Annotated in this window: 2 protein-coding genes; both read left to right on the forward strand. The window is 66.7% G+C overall.

The window, feature by feature from the left end:
• Nucleotides 1-158: 158 nt before the first annotated feature.
• Nucleotides 159-470 (forward strand): hypothetical protein, encoded by a 312-nt coding sequence (locus K8625_RS43560; protein ID WP_223786112.1) that lies wholly within the window; start codon nt 159-161, stop codon nt 468-470.
• A 48-nt stretch (nt 471-518) separates the two neighbouring features.
• A complete protein-coding gene (locus K8625_RS43565) occupies nt 519-821 on the forward strand; it encodes a hypothetical protein (RefSeq protein WP_223786113.1) in 303 nt (100 codons plus the stop codon).
• Nucleotides 822-1,136: the final 315 nt, after the last annotated feature.

Consider the following 1,136-nt stretch of genomic DNA (forward strand, 5'->3'; position numbering starts at 1 on the left):
ATGGCCCAGCTCATGGTGCGGGTACATGCCTACCTCGACGCGCGGAATGCACAGCGCTCTGCCTGTCCATCCCTGCGCCGAGCCGACCTCAGGCGCGCCTCCTGACGTCGTGCGAGAATCGAGATCGTTGGTTTAGGAGGAGGGGCAGGATCTGGACGGTGGTGGGCTTGCGATGGCATTCGGAAGAAGGCGCGGATGGGCAGCCGCAGGTGCCGGGCCGTGTCCATGAGGCTCATCAGCCGCGTGGTGGCGAGGAAGTCGTCGGCCAGCTTCACGGCGGGCGCCTGGGCCTCGAACTGGCACTGCTGCTCAGCGAGTTGAATCGCTTGGCGCTCGTTCTCTTTGGCGAGGTCCGCCGCGAACCGGAGGAGGGCGGACTTCGGCTGACAGTTCCGGCACGGCGCCCACATGCGACCGTCACCCACCTGTTGGCGCCAACAGGCAGGAGCCTGCGGCTGACCCCGGAATAGGGGAGTTCGTAGCGCCGAATTTCCCACCCATTTCCACGGAGTTTCCCCATGACCGCCGTCCACCTTGTTCCCGTTCAGCCCGACCGCGCCCTCGAGTCCCTGCGCGAGCAGTTCCCGGGCTGCAACTTCTACCTGTCTGGCCACATCACCCAGCGCCCCGGCAGGCTCCAACCCCTGTGCCACGCTGACGGCTCGGATTGCGACTGCCGCGCTCAGCTCCAGGACGCGCACATCGACCATCGGAACCATCCGTATCAGACGCTGCCTGAGTGCATCCACGAGAAGCCCCTGGTCTTCCAGGAGCAGGTGACCGGGCATCCAGTCGTCATGGTGGAGCGCCCCGGCAAATAGCGCAGCAAGCCAAAGGACTCCCCTCCCGGAGCCGTACACACCGGGAGGGGGAGGCGCCTCACGACTGGGGGGCCGTCGTGGGCGTCTTTTGGTGGAGCCTGTACGGGACTTGGGTGGAAGCCTGCGGCTGCGCGGGGACGGAGTCCGGGGCCGGCGCGGAACCACGAATTGGCGCTGGCTGCTGCTTGCCGGACAGTGCCCTTGGCCCGGTCATCCTCTCGCTCGCACACCTTCACGCCAGGGGACTCACCATGAAGAGCTTGAAGCTGTGGCTGTTGGCCTGCACCGTCGCGCTCATCGCCGGGTGCGGTGGAG

This window comes from Myxococcus sp. AS-1-15, assembly GCF_020037055.1.
Lineage (GTDB): Bacteria > Myxococcota > Myxococcia > Myxococcales > Myxococcaceae > Myxococcus > Myxococcus fulvus.